The organism is Amycolatopsis sp. NPDC104775 (assembly GCF_055583325.1).
The window spans coordinates 284,915-305,864 of sequence record NZ_JBVJOE010000008.1; the positions used below are offsets into that span (position 1 = coordinate 284,915).

General features: G+C 67.9%; 23 protein-coding genes and 1 tRNA gene. 8 read left to right on the forward strand and 16 right to left on the reverse strand.

Going from position 1 to position 20,950, the window contains the following annotated elements; all coding sequences use genetic code 11:
• The first annotated feature begins 67 nt into the window (after positions 1-67).
• A tRNA-Thr gene (locus ACZ63D_RS31875) sits at positions 68-140 on the forward strand.
• A 393-nt stretch (positions 141-533) separates the two neighbouring features.
• Here the strand turns inward: ACZ63D_RS31875 and ACZ63D_RS31880 are convergent.
• The 9 genes from ACZ63D_RS31880 to ACZ63D_RS31920 form a co-directional block, all read right to left on the reverse strand.
• Positions 534-1,157 carry a DUF4190 domain-containing protein gene (locus ACZ63D_RS31880; protein WP_465358058.1) on the reverse strand — a complete coding sequence of 208 codons (624 nt, stop codon included), beginning with the start codon at positions 1,155-1,157 and terminating at the stop codon, positions 534-536.
• A gap of 73 nt (positions 1,158-1,230) precedes the next feature.
• Positions 1,231-1,800, reverse strand: coding sequence for a helix-turn-helix domain-containing protein (locus ACZ63D_RS31885; protein ID WP_465358059.1), 570 nt, complete (start codon positions 1,798-1,800; stop codon positions 1,231-1,233).
• Between the two features lie 44 nt (positions 1,801-1,844).
• A complete protein-coding gene (locus ACZ63D_RS31890) occupies positions 1,845-3,170 on the reverse strand; it encodes an MFS transporter (protein WP_465358060.1) in 1,326 nt (441 codons plus the stop codon).
• 178 nt (positions 3,171-3,348) lie between these two features.
• Positions 3,349-4,305 carry a PDR/VanB family oxidoreductase gene (locus ACZ63D_RS31895; protein ID WP_465358061.1) on the reverse strand — a complete coding sequence of 319 codons (957 nt, stop codon included), beginning with the start codon at positions 4,303-4,305 and terminating at the stop codon, positions 3,349-3,351.
• 21 nt (positions 4,306-4,326) lie between these two features.
• Positions 4,327-5,070: an SDR family NAD(P)-dependent oxidoreductase gene (locus tag ACZ63D_RS31900; RefSeq protein ID WP_465358062.1), complete on the reverse strand. Its 744-nt coding sequence runs from the start codon at positions 5,068-5,070 to the stop codon at positions 4,327-4,329.
• Positions 5,067-5,570, reverse strand: a complete 504-nt coding sequence (locus ACZ63D_RS31905) for an aromatic-ring-hydroxylating dioxygenase subunit beta (RefSeq protein ID WP_465358063.1) — start codon at positions 5,568-5,570, stop codon at positions 5,067-5,069. Before ACZ63D_RS31905 ends, ACZ63D_RS31900 begins: the two co-directional genes overlap by 4 nt.
• A complete protein-coding gene (locus ACZ63D_RS31910) occupies positions 5,563-6,828 on the reverse strand; it encodes an aromatic ring-hydroxylating oxygenase subunit alpha (protein WP_465358064.1) in 1,266 nt (421 codons plus the stop codon). Before ACZ63D_RS31910 ends, ACZ63D_RS31905 begins: the two co-directional genes overlap by 8 nt.
• Positions 6,829-6,840: 12 nt before the next feature.
• On the reverse strand, positions 6,841-7,221 hold the full coding sequence (locus tag ACZ63D_RS31915; protein ID WP_465358065.1) for a hypothetical protein: 381 nt from the start codon (positions 7,219-7,221) through the stop codon (positions 6,841-6,843).
• 32 nt (positions 7,222-7,253) lie between these two features.
• Positions 7,254-8,375 (reverse strand): acyl-CoA dehydrogenase family protein, encoded by a 1,122-nt coding sequence (locus tag ACZ63D_RS31920; RefSeq protein ID WP_465358066.1) that lies wholly within the window; start codon positions 8,373-8,375, stop codon positions 7,254-7,256.
• A gap of 136 nt (positions 8,376-8,511) precedes the next feature.
• Between ACZ63D_RS31920 and ACZ63D_RS31925 the strand changes: the two genes are divergently transcribed.
• From ACZ63D_RS31925 to ACZ63D_RS31940, 4 genes are all read left to right on the forward strand, one after another.
• Positions 8,512-9,969: a PAS domain-containing sensor histidine kinase gene (locus tag ACZ63D_RS31925; RefSeq protein ID WP_465358067.1), complete on the forward strand. Its 1,458-nt coding sequence runs from the start codon at positions 8,512-8,514 to the stop codon at positions 9,967-9,969.
• 96 nt (positions 9,970-10,065) lie between these two features.
• Positions 10,066-10,572, forward strand: a complete 507-nt coding sequence (locus tag ACZ63D_RS31930) for a flavin reductase (protein WP_465358068.1) — start codon at positions 10,066-10,068, stop codon at positions 10,570-10,572.
• Positions 10,573-10,594: 22 nt separating this feature from the next.
• On the forward strand, positions 10,595-10,843 hold the full coding sequence (locus ACZ63D_RS31935) for a hypothetical protein (protein WP_465358184.1): 249 nt from the start codon (positions 10,595-10,597) through the stop codon (positions 10,841-10,843).
• Positions 10,840-12,057: an amidase gene (locus tag ACZ63D_RS31940; protein ID WP_465358069.1), complete on the forward strand. Its 1,218-nt coding sequence runs from the start codon at positions 10,840-10,842 to the stop codon at positions 12,055-12,057. Before ACZ63D_RS31935 ends, ACZ63D_RS31940 begins: the two co-directional genes overlap by 4 nt.
• Here the strand turns inward: ACZ63D_RS31940 and ACZ63D_RS31945 are convergent.
• Both ACZ63D_RS31945 and ACZ63D_RS31950 read right to left on the reverse strand, forming a co-directional pair.
• The gene (locus ACZ63D_RS31945) at positions 12,047-12,661 is read right to left on the reverse strand and encodes a response regulator transcription factor (protein WP_465358070.1); all 615 of its coding nucleotides are present in this window, start codon (positions 12,659-12,661) and stop codon (positions 12,047-12,049) included. The genes ACZ63D_RS31940 and ACZ63D_RS31945 overlap by 11 nt on opposite strands.
• Entirely contained in the window at positions 12,658-13,275 is a 618-nt protein-coding gene (locus ACZ63D_RS31950; protein ID WP_465358071.1) for a nuclear transport factor 2 family protein, read from the reverse strand. Before ACZ63D_RS31950 ends, ACZ63D_RS31945 begins: the two co-directional genes overlap by 4 nt.
• 959 nt (positions 13,276-14,234) lie before the next feature.
• On the opposite strand from ACZ63D_RS31950, the gene ACZ63D_RS31955 reads away from it, so the two are divergent.
• Positions 14,235-14,780, forward strand: coding sequence for a TetR/AcrR family transcriptional regulator (locus ACZ63D_RS31955; protein ID WP_465358185.1), 546 nt, complete (start codon positions 14,235-14,237; stop codon positions 14,778-14,780).
• A 288-nt stretch (positions 14,781-15,068) separates the two neighbouring features.
• Here the strand turns inward: ACZ63D_RS31955 and ACZ63D_RS31960 are convergent, their stop codons facing one another.
• Positions 15,069-15,281, reverse strand: a complete 213-nt coding sequence (locus ACZ63D_RS31960) for a hypothetical protein (protein WP_465358072.1) — start codon at positions 15,279-15,281, stop codon at positions 15,069-15,071.
• A gap of 325 nt (positions 15,282-15,606) precedes the next feature.
• On the opposite strand from ACZ63D_RS31960, the gene ACZ63D_RS31965 reads away from it, so the two are divergent.
• Positions 15,607-16,161 carry a hypothetical protein gene (locus ACZ63D_RS31965; RefSeq protein ID WP_465358073.1) on the forward strand — a complete coding sequence of 185 codons (555 nt, stop codon included), beginning with the start codon at positions 15,607-15,609 and terminating at the stop codon, positions 16,159-16,161.
• 20 nt (positions 16,162-16,181) lie between these two features.
• Here ACZ63D_RS31965 and ACZ63D_RS31970 read toward each other — a convergent pair whose 3' ends face one another.
• Together ACZ63D_RS31970 and ACZ63D_RS31975 are read right to left on the reverse strand one after the other, a co-directional pair.
• A complete protein-coding gene (locus tag ACZ63D_RS31970; protein WP_465358074.1) occupies positions 16,182-17,006 on the reverse strand; it encodes an acyl-CoA thioesterase in 825 nt (274 codons plus the stop codon).
• Between the two features lie 21 nt (positions 17,007-17,027).
• Positions 17,028-17,756, reverse strand: coding sequence for an alpha/beta fold hydrolase (locus ACZ63D_RS31975; protein WP_465358075.1), 729 nt, complete (start codon positions 17,754-17,756; stop codon positions 17,028-17,030).
• Between the two features lie 47 nt (positions 17,757-17,803).
• Between ACZ63D_RS31975 and ACZ63D_RS31980 the strand changes: the two genes are divergently transcribed.
• Positions 17,804-19,075: a cytochrome P450 gene (locus tag ACZ63D_RS31980; RefSeq protein ID WP_465358076.1), complete on the forward strand. Its 1,272-nt coding sequence runs from the start codon at positions 17,804-17,806 to the stop codon at positions 19,073-19,075.
• Between the two features lie 5 nt (positions 19,076-19,080).
• Here the strand turns inward: ACZ63D_RS31980 and ACZ63D_RS31985 are convergent, their stop codons facing one another.
• Complete coding sequence (locus ACZ63D_RS31985) at positions 19,081-19,839, reverse strand: maleylpyruvate isomerase family mycothiol-dependent enzyme (protein ID WP_465358077.1); 759 nt, start codon at positions 19,837-19,839, stop codon at positions 19,081-19,083.
• 86 nt (positions 19,840-19,925) lie between these two features.
• The gene (locus tag ACZ63D_RS31990; protein ID WP_465358078.1) at positions 19,926-20,906 is read right to left on the reverse strand and encodes a small ribosomal subunit Rsm22 family protein; all 981 of its coding nucleotides are present in this window, start codon (positions 20,904-20,906) and stop codon (positions 19,926-19,928) included.
• Positions 20,907-20,950: the final 44 nt, after the last annotated feature.

The window sequence follows — 20,950 nt, forward strand, 5'->3', positions numbered from 1 at the left end:
AGGCGGGTTGCCCGGCTGAGTCGGGAGCCGCCCGATATACTTTTGGCGCGCCCGTCGCCGGGTGCGTGCCGGTATAGCTCAGTTGGTAGAGCATCTGTCTTGTAAACAGAAGGTCAGGGGTTCGAACCCCCTTGCCGGCTCCGTCTCGATCATGGTCCTGTCCGGCCGTAGATAACCGCGCCGGCTGGCACTCGAAACATGTTTCGGTCACTGCGGTCGGTGATGCCGTGCGCTAGCTCGACAAGAGCCACGGCGCCATCGTCCTCGGTCTTCACCACTCGGCAAGGGACGCGAGCGGGTGCTGGATACCGCGACGTTGCCGTGAGGTCGCCGTCCAGCACCGGCAGCTTCTCCACGAGCGTGATTTCGGTGCCGTCGGCCCCGGAGAACTGGACTTCGACCCAGCCGGGGGAACTCGTCGTCCACTACTCGCGTGGCAATGCCGTTCAGGTAGGCCATACCGCGAGAATGCCGCATCCGGAACGGCAAAGTGGGCCCGGCACGGATGCCAGGCCCACTCGTCGTTCAGAAGATCAGAAGCCGTCGCAGGTGGCGGTCGCGAAGTTGCCCGACGCCTTCGCCGTCTTGGCTTCCTTGCCGTCCACGACGACCTTGCAGGTCACCTCTCCGCCTTCGGCGCCGGTGGTCACCGACAGGCTGCCGCCCTTGAACAGGCCCTTCGTGGTGATGTCTTTCGACCACGGCAGGGTCTGCGGCTGGTCCTGGTTCGAGGCCGCGTTGCCGTCGCCGATGGTGGTGTAGGTGATCGAGGCTTCCTTCGCGGTGCCGGTGACCTCGTAGTGGATCGTCACGGTGCGGTTCGCTTCGGTGTTGACCTCGTTGACCACCTTGGCGGCAGTCACGGTCCAGACGATGCAGATCGCCAGGCCGATCACCGAAAGCACCAGACCGGCGATCGAGAGGCCCTTGTTCGTGGCCTTTCCGGACCGCGCCCGGGCGAAGCCGAGTGCGGAGAAGATGATCCCGAGGATCACCAGCGGCCACGCGACGAGCCCGATGACCGGGATGAACGAGAAAATCAGGCCGACCAGCCCGAGTACGAACCCGGCGGTGCCGAGGCCGTTCTTCGGCGGGAGCTGGTGTGCCGGCGGGGCCGCCTGGGGTGCTGGCGGCGGAGGATAGTCAGGGGCGGACATTGAGAGCCTTTCATGATCGACCGTGCACAAACAGGTCGCACTAGTCGCCACAGGCGTTACGTCATTTCTGGTATCAGTTCGGGCGCGGCTCTACATGCACTCGTTCCCCCTGCAGTCCGAAGAGGATCAGCAGCTCAACCGCAGCGCCGTCGGCTGAGCCGAGCCAGTGGGGTTCCGTCGTGTCGAACTCCGCTGCCTCGCCGGGCGGGACGGTCAGATCCTTCTCGCCTACGATTAACCGCAGCTGTCCATTGAGGACGTATAGCCATTCGTAGCCGCTGTGAGTTTTCAGTGCGGGTTCCGCGGAGCGGCCGGGGATCAGCATTTTGTACGCGTGCACGCCGCCCGGTCGCCGGGTGAGCGGCACGTAGGTCATTCCGTGCTGGTGGATCGGGCGCAGGTGCACGCGCGGGTCGCCGGCGCGGGGTGCGCCCACCAGGTCGTCGATCGGCACGTCGTAGGCGCGCGAGAGCGGCAGCAGCAGTTCCAGGTTCGCTCGGCGCTGGCCGTTTTCCAGGCGGGACAGGGTGCTTTCCGAGATGCCGGTCTCCGCCGACAGATCGGCCAGGGTGATGCCGCGCCGGGTGCGCAGGGTCCGCAAACGGGGACCGACCGCGTCCAGGACTTCGTCGAGCTCACGCATAACACCCCAGTCTCGCCCACCGGGGAGACTGGGGTGCAGCCGAGTCAGCTGACCAGTTCTGGGGCCGGTTTCGCGGCGCGTCGCGCGGGGGCGGTTTCCGGGAGGATCAGCAGACAGACCAGGCTCAGCACGAGCAGCGCGGCCAGGTAGTAGCCGACCGCGAGGGCGTCGCCGGTCGCGGCCACGATCCGGTTGGCGATCATCGGCGACAATCCGCCGCCCAGCACCGCGCCGACGTGGTAGCCCACGCCGAGGCCGGACTGGCGCTGCTCGCGCGGGAACAGTTCGGCGAACCAGGTGTACATCGGTCCAAAGAGGATTCCGGTGGCGGTGAAACCCAGCAGCAGTGCGAGGAACACCGAACTGATGGTGCCTGCCGAGGCGATCGGGAACATCACGAGCGCGGCGATGATCGACAGCACCGAGCCGGTCAGCATCACCGGTTTGCGGCCGATCCGGTCGGACAGCCAGGCGGCTCCGACGTTCGCGGCGGCGTGACACAGCAGGGTGATCGTCGAAATGGTGACGATCGGGGCGCGCGGGAGGCCGAGGCCTTCCGGTGCGGCGGCAGTCGCGTACGACAGCATGAACGTGACCAGTGCGAAGGTGCAGGCGGTGAGACCGAGGTTCGCACCCGCGATCAGCAGCAGCCGTCGCCAGTTCGAGCGGAGGACGTCGGCGAGCGGCTTTTTCGCACGCGTTTTGGCGGCGGCCATTTTCTCGAATTCCGGGCTTTCCGAAACGCCGCGGCGGATCCAGATCCCGATGGCCAGCACGACGCCGCCGGCCAGGAACGGGAGACGCCAGCCCCAGCTCATGACGTCGTTGTTGGGCAGCAGGAGAACCAGCGCGAAAGCCAGGTTCGCCAGCACGACGCCGATCGGCGAGCCGAGTGCGACGAAAGAACCGTAAAGGCCGCGCCGTTTTTCCGGGGCGTGTTCAACGGCGAACACCGCCGCGCCGGCACTTTCCCCGCCGCGGGCGGCGCCGTGCAGCAAGCGCAGTCCGACCAGCAGCAGCGGCGCGGCGATGCCGATCACCGCGTACGGCGGGAGAACGCCCATGCCCAGCGTCGCGAAACCCATCAGCAGGAAGGCCGCGTACAGCGCGGTGCGGCGGCCGCGACGGTCACCGAGCCAGCCGAACAGCGCCGCTCCGAGCGGTGCCATGACGAAACCGATGGCGAAGGTCGCGAGGCTCATGAAGGTGCCGAACCAGGCATTCCCGGTTTTGAAGAACACTGACCCGAATACGAGTGCCGCCGCGGTGCCGTAAATTGAGAAATCGTACATTTCCAGGGAAGTTCCGACGCCGGCGGCGAATCCGAGCCGCAGCACGCCGGGAGAGTGCGCTTCGTCGCGCTTGGCCATGGCAGGCCTTTCGTCGTCTCGCGCGGAATGCGCGGAGTGTCCGGTGGTGGGGAAACGGTGGACACAGCTTAGGGAAAACGTGACGAAGGAGGCAAAGTCCGGTTTGCGGTGGATTAATAAATAAAATCTATCAATGAAGAGACGAGACGGCCGGAATCGTGAGATCCCGGCCGCCGCGTCAGTACAGTTCGATCACCAGTTTTTCCGAGCGGGCGCGCGACACGCACAGCGCCATCTGGTCGCCCGCCGCCTTGTCGCTGGCCGAAAGGCACTGGTCCCGGTGCTCCGGAGTGCCTTCCAGCACCCCGGAAACGCACGAACCGCAGATGCCTTCCTCGCAGGATTTGAACACCTCGATCCCGTTTTCGGTCAGCACCGACAGGATCGACTTTTCGGCCGGGATCTCGAACACCTCGCCAGTGTCGAGTTCGACGGTGAACGGCTGGTCGCCGCTCGTGTCGACCTCGGCCGCGCTGAAATGTTCGACGTGCACCCGCGTTTCGCCGACCACCGGCGCGAACACGCTGGTGACCTGCTCCATGAACCCTTCCGGACCGCAGGTGTAGACGTGCCCGGAGGAGTCGAGCCCCGTCGCGACTTCCGCCAGTACCGCAGGTTGTTCGTCGCGCGGCACGCCGAAATACAGCAGCACTCGGTCCCGGAATTCAGCCTGTTCTTCCAGCAGTGAAACGAAAGCCGCCGATTCCCGGCTGCGGGCGAAGTAGTGCAGTTCGAATTCCGCGCCGTCGGCGTGCAGCTGATAAGCCAGGCTCAACAACGGAGTGATGCCGATGCCGCCCGCGATCAGTACGTGCCGCTGGGCGTCCGGAGCCAGCGAAAGCAGGTTTCGGGATTCACCGATCTCGAGCTTGTCGTTTTCCGCGACGGTATGCAACGCCGCGGAACCGCCGCGCGAATCCGGCTCCCGTTTGACCGCGATCAGCAGCGACGACGTGTCGTCCGGCCGCCCGCACAGCGAATACTGGCGCAGGATCCCGGTCGGACCGGTGACGTCGATGTGCGCACCGGCGGGAAGCGGGTCGAACGGCAGGCCGTCGGCGCGCACGAGGCGAAGCGCCCGGATCCCGGGCGCTTCCTCGACGACCTCGGCCACGCGGACCACGGTGTTCGGCATCGGCTCTCCGTTTCAGGCGGCTCAGCGCAGGTAAAGGCCGCCGTTTGCGTCCCAGCAGGCCCCGGTGACCGAGGCCGCGCCGGGTGAAGCGAGCAGCGACACCATCCGCGCGATGAACGCCGGGTCGCCAAGGCGTCCGACGGGGATGTTCTTCGTGAAGCCTTCGAGGTTGTCCTCGCCGACGATCGACCGCACCATCGGGCTGTCCAGCGGCCCAGGCGACACGGAGTTCACGGTGACCCCGCGCGGCGCGAGTTCCCGTGCGAACACCTTCGTCGCGGACATGATCGCGCCCTTGGACGACGCGTAATGCCCGCCGGTCGCCGTACCGCCGTTCTGGCCGGCCAGCGACGCCATGTTGACGATCCGGCCGTAACCCTGCTCCGCGAAGTACGCACCGAAAATCTGGCAAGCGGTGAACGTGCCGGTGAAATTGACCGCGAGGACTTCGTCGAGGTCTTCCGGCGTGATCTCCATCAGCGGCCGCGCCTGCGTGCGGGCCGCGTTGTTGACCAGCACCTGGACGCTGCCGAAGTCGCGGACGACGTCGTCTTTCAGCTGCGCGAGAGCCGCCCGGTCCCGCACATCGACCGCGTATCCACGGCAGCTGCGGAGTTCCGCCGCAAGCTTTTCGGCTGCTTCGCCGTCGACGTCCGCGATCGCGACGCGATAACCCTCGGCGTGCAACTGCCGCACGATCGCTTCCCCGAGCCCGTTCGCGCCGCCGGTGACCACGGCGACGTGCGGTTCCGCTGGCGCGCTCACAGCAGGAATCCCGCGGCCGGAACGGCGTCGTCGCTGTTGACCAGCCGGACGACCTTCAACACGATCCGGTCGCCTTCGGGGCCGTCCGGGGAGAACCGGATGCGGTGCACCAGATCCGCCGCCCACAGGTCGTGGTTGCCACGCTTGTAGGCGACCAAGATCTGTGCCGAACGCAGCACGACTTCTTCATCGGAAACGGTTTCCGGCACGAAACGCGACACCGTCCGCACCGTGCGGGCGGAATCGACGGCGGCGAGCGCGTAACCCTCGGTCATTCGCGCGACGCGCATCTGCCGCATCCGAGCGTCGTCGTAGACCATGTTCAGCGAGCCGGCGAAATCGTCGGTTTCCCGGTCGATCGGGATGACGTAAATCCCGTCGTCGGTGAACAGCTTTTCCCACTCGTGGTATTCGGTGCGGTCCAGCAGCTCCGCCTCGCGGTTGACGAGGTCGACGGCCCGCGCGACCCGGGGGTCGGTGGTGGGGATGGTTTCAGTCATCGCCCATCATCTCCTTCCACTGGGCGTACGCGGCGCGCATGCCGGTTTCGTCGGTGACGTGCGAGGTCGGCCAGCCCTCGGGGCTCGCCTTTTCACGCGCCAGGCCGCGGTTGACCAGGATCGGCAGGTCCGGGCCCCCGTGCGCACCGCGCTGCACGCGGTCCCAGCCCTCGGCGTCGTCCGGCGTGCCGAATCCGAACGGGCCCTGGAAGTGTTCGTGGATGCGCAGCCGTTCGCGGTTGACCACGTCCAGCTCCGGCGGTCCGTCCGGGCCGATCGCGACGTGCTCGATCAGCGTTTCGTCGACCGAAATCGGCCGCAGCACGCGGAAAAACGCCGCGGACATCGAAACGTTCGGGAACAGGTTGAGGTTGAACCCGGTGCCGTGCATGGCCCGGACCACCTTGCGCACCTGCGCCTCGTCCAGCGTCTTCGACAGCTCTGCCACGACGTGGTCGAAGCGGGCCTGCAGCGGTTCGCTGCCGTCGTCGACGTCCAGGTCGGAGTGTTCCGGCACCATCTGCATGACGCTGTGGCCATTGCCGAGCGCGTGCGTGATCGCCGACGGGTCGGTCATGAACGACATCATGTCGGCGGTTTCCGCGTCCACCGAAGCCATCCACGACCGGTGCACGATCGGGAAGTGGTAGCCGTCGGTAGTGTTCTCCAGCTGGATTTTCCAGTTGCCGCGGAATTTGAACTGGTGTTTGCCCAGCACCTTGATCGGATAACCGCCGCCCTGTTTCATGAAGCGGTCGATCCACAGTTTCGCGTCGCCGAGGAATTCCTCAAGGGACTCGCCGTCCTCGGCGAAGGTCGCGAAAACCATGCCGCCGTACGATTCGGTGCGGAGCTTCTTCAGTGACAGCTCACCCTTTTCCAAGACGCCTTCGTAGCCGTCCGGGTAGGGGATGCCGCGCAGCTTGCCGTCGAGGCCGTAGCTCCAGGCGTGATACGGGCAGGTGAAGCCGTTGGCCTTGCCGCTCGGCTTCTCGCACAGGCTCGCGCCGCGGTGCCGGCAGCGGTTGAGCATCGTGTGCAGCGTGCCCTTGCGGTCCCGCGTCACGATGACCGGCTGACGGCCGACGTACGTGGATTTGAAGTTCCCCGGCTGGGCCAATTCGCTTTCATGCGCGACCCATACCCACGAACGCTCGAAAATCTGCGTCATTTCGCGTTCGAAGATGTCCGGGTCGGTGTACAGCCGGGCGGCGACGCGGTCGCTCTCGGCGAAATCGGCGGGCACTGTCTCAGTCATGAGGTCTCCGGTTCAGTCGGGCAGTTCGACGTCTTCGCGGACGGTCAGCGGACGGCCGATCCGGGCTTCGATCTTGGCGAAGCGCCACAGTTTGACGCCATTGCTGCCGACCTCCGTCGTGCGCAGCAGGTTGCATCCGGCCTTGACGGTTTCCTGGCTGTCGGCGTCGGCGAGGATGTAGCAGGTCCACGGCCAGCCGTCAGACGGGCCGACCATGTGCGAGTCGTCGTCGATGTCACCGATGAAAGTGATGCCGGGCAACGCTTTCAGCTGATCCATCATGGACACGAAGGACTGCCAGACATCGCCGATGGTGATGCCGTCGGCGGGCAGGTCGAAGAAGTTCTGGTTGATGCCGATGCAGAAAAGCACCCGCAGGGGCTGCGTGCTCACAGTCGGAGACTCCTCGTCGTGGTGGTGGCTGGTCAGCGGAATCCGGGGCTGGTCGGCGGTTGTCCCATCAGAACCGCACCGGCGGCGTCGTGGATGGCCGGGCCCAGGAACGCATGCTGCTTGGGTACCAGTGCGTCGCCTTGAAGTCCACGCAGCGGATGCGTCGAGTAGATCGGCGCGGTGCCGGAGATCTCGACGAGCTTCGAGACCACCTCGGACGCCGTCTTCGCCAGGTGCGCGGCCGAAAGCCGCAGCTGGGCGTTCTGCTCGTCGGAAGCCTCGTCGCCGGAAACGACGGTGTCCCAGACCTCGTGACTGACCTCGTAGAACCAGGCGCGGGCGGACCGCAGCGCGGCCTCGGCGTCGGCGTATCCGGTGCGGTAGTAGCCGCGGTCGGCGAGCTTCGGTGCACCGGTGACGCCGGTGTAGCCAGCGCCGACCTCGCGGGCGTGGTCAAGCGCGGCACGCGCGACGCCCGCGCCGACGATGGCGAGAACCTGTGCGGCGTAAGCGATCGTGGGGTAGCGGTAGAGCGGCTCGTCCACCGTGGGTGCTCCGCCGCGGATGAACGTCCACTCGCGCGGGACCTCGACGCCACGCACGACCAAGTCGAACGAACCGGTGCCGCGCATGCCGACGACGTCCCATTCCTGAACGATTTCGACCTGCTCGGGCCGCAGCAGCGCGGTACGCGGTTTGCCGCCGGTCGATTCGTCGCCGGGGATGCCGACGCCGAGGATGTCCGCGCCCATGCAGCCGCTGGCGAACTTCCAGCGACCCTCTACGCGGAAGCCGTTCTCGGTCGCCGGGGCGGGCTGGACCGGGAAGAGCCCGCCAGCGAACGCGACGTCCGGGCCGTCCTTGTACAGCTCGGCTTGCGTATCCAGCGGAAGCGCGGCGAGGTAGATCAACGACGAGCCGAAGCTGGCGACCCAGCCGGTCGAACCGTCCACTGTGGAAATTCGCTCGATCAGGCGGAGGAATTCCGCGGGCGGCAGCGGGTTGCCGCCGAACTTCGCCGGCGTGCTGGCCCGGTAGACGCCGAGCTGTTTGAGCCGGTCGATGAAGTCCCGCGGAACGTAGCGCTGCTGCTGGAACTCGTCCTTGCGCTGGGCGAGCTCGGCGAGCACCTCCTCCAGGGTGACTTCGCTCATCGCTGCTCCTCACAATGCCGGTGCGGTCGGTCCCGACGGTACGAAGGACTCCGCCGCGCGGGAATTGGTAGTGCCTGAGCGGGCGTAGGGGATTTCTTCAGTGCGAGCCGCCAGCCAGGGGCTTTACGCTGAGCCGATGGAAGCGGACCCGCGCGCGCCCGAGCTGACGACGCACGATTTCGTCGCGATGCTCAACGCCAGCCGCACGTGCGTGCTCGTGCACGACGGCGCGACGAAGAACATCCTGTGGGCCAACCCGGCTGCCTGCGAGATGCTCGAATGGAGCGTCACGGAGTTGCGGCCGTTGAAGGCGAACCACATGAGCAGCTCCGCGCAGCAATACGACCGGGTGATCGGCCGGGCGTGGCTGCAGGAAGCCGTCGACAAGGGCGTCAGCCGGATCGAATGGCACTACCGCACGAAATCCGGCCGGGTGATTCCGACGGACGCGGTGGCCACGCGGGTCGAGCTGGAACAAGGCCCGGCGGTGATGGTGCAGTTCCGCGACATCGAACGCGAGCAGGAAATCGAGCGTGAGCTGCGGTTGACCACGTCTTGGGTGGACGCGCTGGCCCGGCAGACGTCGGCGATCGCGTTGATGCTCGACAGCTCGGGTGAGCTGCGGTTCGCCACGGACTCCGCGGTCGCGTTGTTCGGCGCGACACCGGACGAACCGCTCGGCCGCCTGACCGACTACGCCGGTCTGCGCCTCGACGACCGTCCGGCCACCTGGGACGAGGTCCGCGAACGCGCCGTGCCAGCCACGCAGGTGCGGCTGGAAATCGAGGGTCGCGTATGGCTGGAGGGCAGCGTCGAACGACTTCAAGAGCCTGGTGGAGACGCGTTTCTGCTGCTGCTCTACGACGTGTCCGAACGCGTCCGCGGCGAGGTCCGGCGCGAGCGTGAGCTGCACCGGGAGAACTACCTGGCGCGCTACACCGCGATGGGCGACATGGCGATGGCGATCGCGCACGAGCTGAGTCAGCCGCTCGCCGCCGCGGGCAACTTCCTGGCCGGAGTCCGGTCGCGGACGCTCGACGCCGCGCCGGTCGTGTACGGCATCGACAGCGCGGTCCGGCAGATCGAACGGGCGAGCCAGATCGTGTCGTCGGTGCGGGCGTTCGTCGGGCATCTGGAGCACGTGGAGCAGGTGGCCGACCTCAACGAGATCGTCGAGGAATGCCTGTATTTCGTGCGGTTGCGCGCCGAACCGGCCGCGATCGAGGTGCGGTTCGACCGATCCGCCGAGGCGGTGCCCGTGCACTGCGAACGCGTGCTGACCGGCCAGGTCGTGCTCAACCTGTGCTTCAACGCGATCGAGGAAATGGCCCAGTGCCCGCAGCAGCGGCGCAAGCTCGTGCTCACCACACGTCGCGACGGCGGCACCGGTGTGGTCACCGTGGACGACCGCGGCCGCGGCTTCCCGCGCAACCCGTTCGACGAGTCGTTCACCGCGAAGGAGCGCGGCAGCGGCATCGGGCTGGCGCTGAGCCACCGCATCATCACCCGCCAGCACGGGACGATCTGGGCCGAACACCGCGCCGGAGGCGGTTCGCGGTTCGGCTTCGCACTGCCCGCGACCGGCCCGGGTTAGGAATTCTTCAGCTACGCCGGGGAAGTTCTCGATATCCCGCGACCGGTGCGGCTTTGTACGGTCGGCTCAGTCCCGGCCCCAGTCCTAGGAGGCACCGTGTCCGAGCTGACCCGGACCCAGCGCGAATTCCGCACCGCGATGGCCAACCTCTCCGCGGCCGTCAACGTCGTGACCACCGCAGGCCCGCACGGCCTCGCCGGGATGACGGTGAGCGCCGCCTGCTCGGTCACCGACAGCCCGCCGACCGTGCTCGTGTGCGTCAACCGGTCGAGCCGGTCGCACGCGATCCTGGTCGGCAACGGCCGGGTCTGCGTCAATGTCCTCGGCCCCGGGCAGGAGGACCTGGCCATGCACTTCGCCGGCGCGACGAAGGTCCCGACCGCCGAACGCTTCGACCAGGACTGCTGGGACCTCGACAGCGAGGACGCCCCGGTCCTGCGCGGCGCGGCGGCCTCGCTGGTCGGCCGGATCGCCGCCGAGCAGGAGCATGGGTCGCATTCGGTGCTGTTCGTAGAGATCGAAAAGGTGCTGACCGCGCCGGACAGCGGTGCTTTGGTGTATTTCCAGCGCCGCTTCCACCGGCTTGCCGCGCTGAGCGCCTGATCGAGGAGAACCCGTGGAACGGATGACCCTGACCTGCTACAACGACACGCACGGCTACGGCTGGCGGCACGTCGACCTCTTCGTGCACGACGAACAGGGCCGCGAACTGGACTGGGTGCACTGGCAGGTCGCCGCCGACGGTCCGGACGCCGCCGACGAGGCCACCGCGCGCGTCGAACCGCTGCTGCGCCGGACGTCCGAATGGCGGCACGCGGTCAGCTCGAGCGGCATGGACTACTGGACCGCCGACGCCGCCTGGACCCAGCCGTGACCGGCCGGTGGTCGCTGCGCGCCCTGGTCGATGATCTGGCCGCTGGCCGGACGACTCCCGAAGCCGCCATCGCGGAGGCTCGCTCACGCATCGCGGCGGCTTCTTACGACGCCTGGGTTTCCTCGGCTTACCTGCCTGTCTCGACGGGACCGCTGGGCGGAGTTCCGTTGGGCGTCAAGGACATCATCGACTTGGCCGGGCTTCCGACCCGCTGCGGTTCCGTCCTGCGCGCGGATGCTCCACCGGCCACTGTGGACGCTTCGATCGTCCGCGAATGGCGTCGGGCCGGAGCGGTGCCGATCGGCAAAACGGTCACCACGGAATTCGCCTTCTTCGCGCCCGGACCCACGGATAACCCCGCCGCGCCTGGCCACACACCCGGTGGTTCCTCCAGCGGTTCCGCCGCCGCCGTTGCCGCTGGCCACGTCCCGCTGGCGCTCGGGTCGCAGACTGCTGGCTCGGTCACGCGACCAGCCGCGTTCTGCGGAGTCGCTTCGCTGGTCATGAGCCGGGGCCGGTTCCCGGTCGACGGCGTCACCGGCCTGAGCCCAAGCCTGGACAGCCACGGCATGTTCACCGCGACGGTTTCCGATCTGGCCTTGGCCTGGTCAGCGCTGTCGGGGGAACCGGAGGTCGCTGCCTCTTCCGCGCCGCGCCTGCTGGTGTGGTCCTCAGCCGACGTCAGCCCAGCTATGGAGAACGCTGTCGGTACTGCGGTTTCTCAGCTGCGAGCCGCCGGTGCCGTAGTCGACGAATTCCCAGACCCCGCTCTCGTCCCCGCTTTGACCGCCGCACACCCCGTGGTGATGGCCTACGAGGCGGCGCGGGAACGTTCCGTCGAGCTTGCTTCCGCGGACCGGCTCAGCGCCCCGCTGGCGCAACTGCTGCGTACCGGCGCGGAGATGCCGCGCGCGGAGTACGAGGCCGCGCTGGACGTCGTCGCTTCCGGTGCTTCGCGACTCGCCGAGATCACCGCCGGTTACGACGCCGTGCTCGCCCCCGCCGCGCTCGGTTCGGCTCCGGCAGGTCTGTCCGCGACCGGGGATCCGGTGCTCAGCCGTCCGTGGCAGGCGCTGGGCCTGCCGGTCGTCGCCGTGCCGGGCCTGCGCGACGAGGCTGGCTTGCCGCTGGGGTTGCAGCTGGTCGGCAGTGCTTCGGGGGAGTCCGCGCTGCTGGGCACGGGCCGCTGGGTGGAGGCCGCGCTCAGACGGTGACGCGATGGGTGAGGATGTCGCGGACCAGCGTCCCCAGGCTGTCCGCCGACGTCTTCGCCTTGATCCGCGCCCGATGCACGTCGACGGTTTTGACGCTGGTGCCCAGCCGGTGCGCGATCGCCTGGCTGGGCATCCCGTCGACCACCAGCCGCAGCACCTCACGCTCGCGCTGGGTCAGGGTGTCGAGCCGCGCCCGCACCGCCTGCCGCTCCGCGTGCTCGGAGAACCGGCGGCGGGCCTCGATCAGCTGCGTCTGAACGACTTCGACCATGCGCTGGGCCTGATAAGGCTTTTCCAGGAAATCGACCGCCCCCGCGGTGAGTGCCCGGACCGACATCGGAATGTCGCCGTGCGCGGAACAGAAGATCAGCGGGGCCGGGCAGTCGATTTCCGCGAGCTTTTCCTGCAGCTGAAAGCCGCTGATCGCGGGCATGCGCACGTCGACGATCACCACCGAGGGCTCGGCCGGATCGAACTCGTCGAGGAACGTCTGGGCGTCCGGATACGTCAACGCCTGCACGCCGACGCTCTCCAGCAGGAACACCAGGGACTGCCGGAGATCCTCGTCGTCGTCCACCACGTGCACGACCGGGTCGTCGCTCATGGCTTCATCAGCACCGACGCCGAGGGATAGTCGCTGGCCCAGCCTTCCGGCAACGGGGCGATGAAGACGTTTTCGGTGCGGGTGCGCGTGATCCGCCAGGTGTCGCCGACGCGGCGGAACGCGTTGTTCAACCGGCTGGACCGAAGAAGCGCTTTACCGTCGGAGAACAGCCACGGTTGCATGTGGATCCATTGCCCGGTGGCCTCGTCGCCGTCCACGTGGATTTGTTCGGAGGTGAGGTAATGTGCGTTCAGCAGAAGTTCGGGATCCTTTTTCTCGCCCCAGAACCGCTGAAAATGCGCTCGGATCGCTTTCGCGCCCTCGGCTCGCCCGAACTGCCCGTCGTAGTACTCGCCGACGCCCTCCCACACCGCGTCCTCGGTGTAGAGCTCCATGATGCGGTCGATCCGCGCGTCGTCGTCGCCGACGCCGAACTCGGGGCAGGGCGTGTCGCAGAGGAACATGTAGCGAGCCTGCACCCGGCGGATCTCCGCCTCGGCCTCCAGCACTCCGACCCGCCGAACCAGCCCCGCGACGGTCTCTTCCAGCGCGGCGATCCGCCGGTCCTGGCTGCCGGCGGCCGGGGCGGAGGGTGCGGCGTGCTCGAGAGACATCGTTTTCCTCACCAGAGAAGTAGTGACAGGTAGCGGCTCGTGCCGGGTCTGGCCTTTCGGTGCGGTTTTCGCCTGTCGTTGACAGGATAACCGGACCGATCCGGACGACGGCAGCTTGTAACCAGCCTCTGCTCGGTCCGGAAGGGTTGTCAATCGAAACGGCGAGTTATGCGTGGTGTGTTTCAACGCGGAGGTGGTGGTTATCAATGGGTGGGTTGGGTTGTTGGACAACGCCCTGTTGCGTCGCTCGCCCGGCTTCTCGCACGCGGAGCGTGCACGGCTGCTGATGTGGTGATCATCGGCATTAGTGGTGGGCTCGCGGTGGTCATTCCGTCCTGTTCGGAGCGGTCCGGTCGGGAATGTCGGTGCGGCGGTCTGGCTGGGAGCGCAGGGTGGCCTGGCGGGTTGCCGGTGCAGTGTTCTGGTCGGTGATGTCGGGATGGGTGTCCGGTGGGGTCGGCGGTGTGGTGCTCTGGCCGGGATTGCCAGTGTGGTGGTTTGGTGGGTTGCCGGTGCGGTGTTCTGGTCGGTGACGTCGGTGTGGGTGTCTGGTGCGGTCGGCAGTGTGGTGCTCTGGCGGGCTGCCGGTGCGTTGGTTTGGGCGGGCTGCCGGTGCGGTGTTCTGGTCGGTCGCGTCGGTATGGGCGTCTGGCGGGGTCGCCAAGGTGGTGCTCTCGCGGGATAGCCGGTGTGGTGCTTTGGTCGGTCACGTCGGTATGGCGGTCGGACCTGGAGCATCAGTTCGGCGGTCCGTCCGGGATCACCAACGTGGTGGCGGTTTGGCTGGGATCACCAGCGCGGCGGTTTGTCCGGGAGCGCAGCGTGGGCGTTGCCGGGACCGCTGCCGTTCCTTGCTCGGCTGGTGCTCGGGCGTGCCGGGAACGCCAGATTATGCAGCACTCCCTGGGTCCGCGATACCGTTGCGGTATGTGCGTTTCCACTGGTGCCGGTCGTCGGCGATGAACGCGGCTCAGCGGGCTGACGCCCGGGAGAACCGGGAGCGGATCGTTGAGATCGCCCGTGCGGCGATTGCCGCTTCGGGAGAGTTGCGGCTCAACGCGGTGGCCAAGTCGGCGGGTGTGGGGCAGGGGACGCTGTATCGGCACTTTCCCACGCGCGAGGACCTGCTAGCCGAGGTGTACCGGCAGGAGGTGGAGGAACTGGTCGCGCTGGCTCCGGAGCTGTTGGAGGCACACGGTCCGGTCGAGGCGCTGTCCCGCTGGTTCGATCGGATCGCCGAATACGCACGGGTCAAGCGCGGTGTCTTCGCGGCATTGGAAACCGCGGTGTGGAAAGGACTGTCCGAAGAAAGCCACGGTCCGCTCGGGGATGCGATCACCCTTCTGCTCGACGCCGGAAAGGCTGAGGCAGCCATCCGCCCGGACGTCGATGCTCGTGACCTCTTCATTCTGTCGGGCTACCTGACTCGCCTGGACGAGGACGAGTGGGATTCCCGCGCTCGGCATCTCCTGGACGTTCTGCTCCAAGGGGTTCTTTCCCGCTGAGCCGGACAGGCTTGCGAGTCAACGGATTCCCGCGCGCTTGGTGCTTATCGCGGGGTCGTGACCGAGGTGCGGAGCGTAAGTCGGGTACGACGATTACGCACGGTGGAAATTACGTTGCGAGCGCGTGCAGCTCGCGGCGACCGTCGTTGTGCGGTGTGAACGGCGCTGGAAACGTGGAAGTTCAGTGCCGGAGCCAAGAGAGCGCCGGATGCGGTGTCCATAATGGACGGGCTGCTCGCGAGGTGCGGCCAGCCCGATCCCCCAGATTTCCCCAGTAGTGGTTGTTGTTCAGGAAGCGACAGCCAGGCGGACCCGGCGGTCGCGGGCGTACGAGACCAGTTCGCGGACCTCGTCGGTGGTGATGATGCGGACGGCGTCTTCCAGGATCTCGGCCGTGGCCACCTGCAGCGGCCAGGAACGCAGGCCGGGAGCGGGTTCGTGCCAGAACCACTGGCCCTTGGCGAGATCTTCGGCGGCGACGGTGGGTTCGTCGGTGTTCATGCGTGCAGCCTAACTGGCCCCACCGACAGAAAATCGCTCTACCGGACATCGCGGGACGAGCCAGGAGGAAGTGCAAGGAATGAATACGCGTTCGGGGGTAGTTGTCGCTGGTCGGGAGGATATGAGTCCACTAGTGGGTGGCGTGGGTCACGAGGTCTTCCGGTCCGGGCGGTTTCGGGAGAGGGATGCGCGGGTAAGGGTTCGGTGATCCGATCCCGCCGGTCGGCGGGATCGGGTGGGTTTTGCACGGCCCGTCGGCCTGGCCTAGGCTTCGCCGGTCACCGCGCACACACCGGGGGTTTCCGGGACGAGAGGAACGGTGCGAATGGCTTTGCGCGACCCCGAGGCGTACCGCGACATCGACCTGCCGACGATTCTCCGCATGGAGCGGCGGCTTCCCTGGTACGGCTGGCCGCACCTGCCGCTGGGACTGCTGGTCTGCGTGGCCGCGATCCTCGCCGCCTACCGGGTCCCGGTTTCGGATCACCTGACGACCGCGCTGGTCGCCGGCGGCGGCGTGGTCGGCGGTTTTTCCGGTTACGGCTGCGGGCTCGTCATGGTCAGCACGCCGGATCTGGTCCAGACCGGCTACCTGAACTGGCGGCGCACCCGGGTGCTGCGAGTAGTGCTCATCGTGCTCGGCGGATTGTCCGCGGCTTCGATGGCGGTCGTGGTCGCGTGCCATATTTCTTTGCTGACCAGCGCTTCCGACCTGCATCCGTTCCAGCTTTCGGTGCAGGCCGGGTTGTACTTGGCGCTCGTGGTCGCCAACACCGTCCTCGCGGGGCTGGAAGCGTGGCAGTTGTCGAAGGTGCTGCGCGAGCCGGTTGCCGAGACCGCCGCGGAACCGGCGGGGCCGGTGCGCGTCCGGCTTGGCTGAACTGTCTACATCGGACTCGTTCAGCGCCTGCGGAGCAGCACCTCCTGCGTCACCGAGGCGACGAGCCGTCCGTCGGTGGTGAAGAATTCGCCGTGGGTCAGGCCTCGGGTGTTCGCGTAGCTCGGGCTTTCCATGTCGAACAGCAGCCATTCGTCCGCGCGGAACGGGCGGTGGAACCACACTGCGTGGTCCAGCGACGTCAGCTGCGGTTCGCCCGGGTCGTCGCGGTGCGGCAGCAGAGCGGTGCCCGCCAGGCGGATGTCGGAGATGTAGGTGAGCGCGCAGACGTGCGCCAGCGGGGCGTCCGGCAGCGCGTCCTTCGCTCGCACCCAGATCCGCTGCCGCGGGCCGCGGCCGGTGTCGGGCAGGCCGGTTTCCGGGTGGCTGACGAAGCGGACTTCGATGGCGGACAGCACGATCGGCGAGCGATCCTGCTCGACGACGCCCGCCTCGTCCGGGGCGGGAACCTCCGGCATCCGCGCCTGGTGCGCGCTGCTGTCCGCCTCGGTCTGGAACGACGCGGACAGGCTGAAAATGCTCTCGCCGTTCTGGATCGCGACGACCCGGCGCGTGGTGAACGAACCGCCGTCGCGGGTGCGCTCGACCTCGTAGATGATCGGCATGTCGGTGCGGCCGCCGCGGATGAAATAGCCGTGCAGCGAGTGCACATGCCGTGCGGCGGGCACGGTCGCGCCCGCCGCGGTGAGCGCCTGCGCCGCGACCTGACCGCCGAACGCCCGCTGCGGCGAACCCTGGTGGCACCAGCCGCGGAACAGGTTCAGCTCGAGCGGTTCGAGCTTCAACAGCTGGTCTAGCCCGGTCCGGGTCGGATCGATCGTCGTCACCCGGCCAGTCTAAGCGCCTGCTCAGTCGCCTCGCGGGGTGAGCAACGCCGCCACCGCGGCTGGATCCTCCACGTGTGCGTTGTGCCCAAGCCCGGACAGCACCACTGCCTCGGGAACGAGGGCACGCAACTGCTCGGGACGGCACATCGGATCGTTCTCGCCGGTGGCGAGCACCACAGGGCAGCGCGCGGCCGCCAGCAGGCTCGGCATCTCCGGGCGGCCGACACCGAAGGCGGGCGGGTCCAGGGCCAGCCGCCAGCCGTCCGCTGTTTCGGTGACGCCGTCGGGGTCGGCCGGAGCCAGACCGGTCAGCCCGGCGATCTTCAGATAGGCGGTTTCCGCCTCCTCTCGGCTGTCGAAAAACCGTGGTGGCCGGGCAGCCATCGCGGCGGCCCGGGCCAGCTCGTCTTCGCTCCACTCCACTTTGATGCCCACTGCCAGCACGCTGCGGACATCGAGCCCGTAACGGCCGCTCGCCAGCTCCAGCGCGACGACACCGCCGAGCGAATGGCCGAGGACGGCGACCGGGCCCGGCTCGTCCAGTGACTCGGCAACCGCCGCCGCGAGCGCCTCGAACGTGTACCCGGACAGCCGAGGCGAGCCACCGTGGCCGGGCAGGTCCGGCACGAGCAGCCGCTGGTCGAGCAGGCCGGTGAGGCCGTCCCAGACCGCGCCGGTGGCGCCGAGCCCGTGCAGCAGCAGGACCGGCGGTTCGCCTTCTCCGGTGACGCGCAGCTTCAGCTTTTCCACCGGACGGATCTTTCCGCAGGCGGCGGTCTCGGGGCTAGGGTCGGATCGTGTCGAGTGCTGTCATCGCCGACCCGGACACCTACGTCACGGGTGTGCCTTACGACCTGCTTGCCCGCCTGCGCCAGGAAACGCCGGTGACGCGGATCGGCGATTTCTGGGCGGTGCTGCGCCACTCCGACGTACGGCAGGTACTCCGCACCCCGGCGGTGTTTTCCTCGCAGCTCGGCGGCACGCAGATCCGCGACCCGGCCACCGCCGAGGACCTGCGCTACGTGCGCCGGATGATGCTCAACATGGACCCGCCCGAGCACGGCAGGCTGCGCGGGCTGCTCACGAAAGCGTTCACCCCGCGCGCGGTCGGCCGGATCGCTGAGCGGATCGACGGCTGGGCACGGGATCTCGTCGCGGCGGTGGCCGATCGCGGCGAATGCGATTTCGCCAAGGACATCGCCGCCGACCTGCCCTTGCTCACGCTCGCCGAGGTGTTCGGCGTGCCCGAGCGGGACCGCAGGCTGATGTTCGACTGGAGCAACCGCGTGATCGGCTTCCAGGACCCCGAATACGCGGTGAGCGCGACCGTCAAAGCCGACGACGTCACCGACCTCGCCCGTGCCGCACTGGCCGTGCGCCCGGAACCCGGCCCGGACGGCCAGATGCCGGATCCGCGCAGCCGCGCCGGAATGCCGGATCTTTACGCCTACGCGCACGCCCTTGGCGAGCACAAACGCGCACACCCCGGCGACGACGTGATGAGCAACTTGATGCAGTACGTGGACGACGACGGCGGCCGGGTGTCGATCGCGGAGTTCGAGAATCTTTTCTGGTTGTTTTCCGTAGCTGGCAACGAAACTCTGCGCAATGGCCTGCCGGGTGGGATGGCCGCCTTGCTCGCGCATCCCGAGCAGTACCGCAAGCTGCTCGACGACCGAAGCCTGCTTCCCGGCGCGGTCGAAGAGATGCTGCGCTGGCACACGCCGGTGATGCACTTCCGCCGCACCGCGACGCAGGACACTCGACTGTCCGATGTGGACATCAAGGCCGGGGACAAGGTCGTGGTGTGGTTCTCCTCGGCCAACCGCGACGAGACGGTGTTTCCCGATCCGGACGCATTCGACGTGACCCGGGCGCCGACCGAACATCTGACGTTCGGCCACGGCCCGCATTTCTGCCTTGGCTCGCACCTCGCGCGGATGCAGATGCGGGCGTTGTTCGAGGCGGTCTTCGACCAGCTCGGCGAAGTGCGTCTCGCGGGCGAACCCCGCCGGCTGCGCTCGAATTTCCAGAACGGGATCAAAAGCCTCCCGATCCGCTGGGACTGACCGGCTCAGCTGAAACCGACGAGTGCGAGCCAGCGATCCAGATAGACCGCGTCGCCAGTGCGGTCCGCGATGTCCGACGGCAGCCTGCCGTAGACCATCAGCAGGAGATCGCCCAACGGCGCGGCCGCGGTGACCGCCGCGTTCGCCGGTGCGCCCGGACGCCAGGCCAGCTGGTCGCCGGTGAGGTCGACCGTCCAGGACGCCGGATGGTCGGTCGGCGCGAGGTGGATCGTGCGGTCCGGGCCGAGCAGTTCGCGGCGTTCGGGAACGTACTCCAGCAGTTGTGGCAGCGACCCGAGTTCCAGCCATTCCTCCATCGCGTCGTGCGCGACTTCCGGCGTGACGGTGAATTCCCCGCCTGCGGCCAGCGTCGCGTCGGCGCGGTGGATCAGCGTCTCGTTCATGAACCGACGCGCGTAGAAGGCTGCTCGCGGCGGCCCGTTCGGCACCGGTGTGAACACCTCCGCGTCCGGACCCGCTTCGCGCAGCGTTGCCACCAACGCTCTCGCTCCGTCCACGAGCCACGACGCTGGGCGCGGAGTGTCCACCGGTGTCCGGAGTGCGTCGTCCGGCAGCCAATGACTGGCCCGCGTCCGCACGGTTTCCTCCGCCCACCGGTGCCCGGTGCTGACGTGATCGAGCAGCTGGCCGAGGTTCCACTCCGGGCACGCCGCGACCCGCGCCGTCCGGTCCGCGCCTTCGACGGCCGCGGCGAGCAGTTCCGTCTGTCGCACGATCTCGGCGCAGCGCTCCTGGAAGTCCATGGGGTGTCCTTTCCGGTTCGGGTCCGCTGACACCAGACAGTCGGAGCCGACGCGGCCGTCCAGACACCGCAGCCGGAGAAACCGGGCTACTCCACGCTCCAGGCGTCTCCCCATTCCGCGTCGCGAGCGGCGCGGTAGCGGACGCCGTGCCGCTTCGACACGACTGTGCCGGGAGCGAGCCCCTCGACCGTGCACAGGTCGAGTTGCACGAACCCCTTGTGCTTGCGCGGATGTCGGATGATCCGGGCCGACGGACGGTCGACCGGTGCCGACGTGGCCGCCACGTACGAGAACTTCTCGTCCTCGAATCCCAGAGTGCCGGACTTGATCCGCCGGTGCACCCCGCTTCGGGGCAGCCGGGCGGAGAAGTGGCACCAGTCTTCTCCCGGCTTGATCGGGCAGGCGTCGTCGTGCGGGCACGGCGCCACCACACTGCGACCCATTTCGCGCAGCACTTCGCGGGCTTCGCGGATCCGCGCGAATCCCGCGGGCGTTCCGGGCTCGATGAGCACGACAGTGCCGGCTTTCGCGGCGAGCCACTGGACGACCTCGGCACGGCCGCGCTCTGGCAGCTCGCCGAGGACGTACGACAGGGTGACCAAATCGGCCTCTGGCGCGGCCGCTGCGGAATCGACCAGTCCGCGCTGCCAGACCGCGGTGCGGACGGCTGGCTCGTCAGCGTGCGCCGCAAGCTTGCGGCCCAGCGCCAGCGCGGCCGCCACTTGCTCCAAGACAGTGCACTTCTCCAGTGACGGCCATACGCCGGCCGCTGCCCATACGGCCGCGCCGGTGCCGCCGCCGATGTCGACGTGCGTCTTCGGAACGAACCCGGGCGCGGCGGCAGCCACCTCTTCCAGCACCGCGCTGACCGCCGCGTACGTCGCTGGCATCCGGTACCCGGCGTACGCGGCGACATCCAGCTCGGAAGAAAGGATCGGCGACGTCGCTGAGTCACCTTGTCGATAACGCTTGCTGAGCCGGTCCACGGCCTGTGCGAGCCGGGATTCGGGGAACCGGGCCAGTTCGTCGTCGAGGGCGGCGCGGAGAGCTTCGGGGAGTACTGCCACGGGCACCGATTCTCCCACGCCCGTTTTGTCCCCCGAAGTTCGCC

Coding starts and splice junctions, on each gene's coding strand:
- ACZ63D_RS31880 (WP_465358058.1), bottom strand. CDS start 1,157: ATGTCCGCCCCTGACTATCCTCCGCCGCCAGCACCCCAGGCGGCCCCG.
- ACZ63D_RS31885 (WP_465358059.1), bottom strand. CDS start 1,800: ATGCGTGAGCTCGACGAAGTCCTGGACGCGGTCGGTCCCCGTTTGCGG.
- ACZ63D_RS31890 (WP_465358060.1), bottom strand. CDS start 3,170: ATGGCCAAGCGCGACGAAGCGCACTCTCCCGGCGTGCTGCGGCTCGGA.
- ACZ63D_RS31895 (WP_465358061.1), bottom strand. CDS start 4,305: ATGCCGAACACCGTGGTCCGCGTGGCCGAGGTCGTCGAGGAAGCGCCC.
- ACZ63D_RS31905 (WP_465358063.1), bottom strand. CDS start 5,570: ATGACTGAAACCATCCCCACCACCGACCCCCGGGTCGCGCGGGCCGTC.
- ACZ63D_RS31910 (WP_465358064.1), bottom strand. CDS start 6,828: ATGACTGAGACAGTGCCCGCCGATTTCGCCGAGAGCGACCGCGTCGCC.
- ACZ63D_RS31920 (WP_465358066.1), bottom strand. CDS start 8,375: ATGAGCGAAGTCACCCTGGAGGAGGTGCTCGCCGAGCTCGCCCAGCGC.
- ACZ63D_RS31925 (WP_465358067.1), top strand. CDS start 8,512: ATGGAAGCGGACCCGCGCGCGCCCGAGCTGACGACGCACGATTTCGTC.
- ACZ63D_RS31935 (WP_465358184.1), top strand. CDS start 10,595: ATGACCCTGACCTGCTACAACGACACGCACGGCTACGGCTGGCGGCAC.
- ACZ63D_RS31945 (WP_465358070.1), bottom strand. CDS start 12,661: ATGAGCGACGACCCGGTCGTGCACGTGGTGGACGACGACGAGGATCTC.
- ACZ63D_RS31950 (WP_465358071.1), bottom strand. CDS start 13,275: ATGTCTCTCGAGCACGCCGCACCCTCCGCCCCGGCCGCCGGCAGCCAG.
- ACZ63D_RS31955 (WP_465358185.1), top strand. CDS start 14,235: ATGAACGCGGCTCAGCGGGCTGACGCCCGGGAGAACCGGGAGCGGATC.
- ACZ63D_RS31960 (WP_465358072.1), bottom strand. CDS start 15,281: ATGAACACCGACGAACCCACCGTCGCCGCCGAAGATCTCGCCAAGGGC.
- ACZ63D_RS31965 (WP_465358073.1), top strand. CDS start 15,607: ATGGCTTTGCGCGACCCCGAGGCGTACCGCGACATCGACCTGCCGACG.
- ACZ63D_RS31985 (WP_465358077.1), bottom strand. CDS start 19,839: ATGGACTTCCAGGAGCGCTGCGCCGAGATCGTGCGACAGACGGAACTG.